Source organism: Inquilinus sp. OTU3971, assembly GCF_038440215.1.
This window is the reverse complement of sequence record NZ_JASATH010000483.1, coordinates 1-219: the sequence shown is the minus strand read 5'-3', so window position 1 is coordinate 219 and position 219 is coordinate 1. Positions and strand designations below refer to the sequence as shown.

The following is a 219-nucleotide window of genomic DNA, read 5'->3' as shown; positions in this document are numbered from 1 at the left end:
CTCGGGCTCGGCCACTACGAAGGGCGCGGCTGGCGTGGCTTCCATCATCACGCCACGCTCTGCATCGCCGCCTACGGCTTCCTGATCTCCGAGCGGGAGACGATTCCCCCCTCAGGCCCAGGTGCCGCCCCGAAACGCCCGCCGCTTGCCGTTCCCGACGGTTACCGACCCAGAGGCGCCGCCGATCCGGCCCGAACGCCACATCCCGAACTCGATCGC

At 70.3% G+C, this 219-nt stretch carries 1 pseudogene; it reads left to right on the top strand.

The window, feature by feature from the left end:
- Positions 1-219: pseudogene (locus AAHM41_RS40520) on the top strand (IS701 family transposase); the annotation flags it as partial.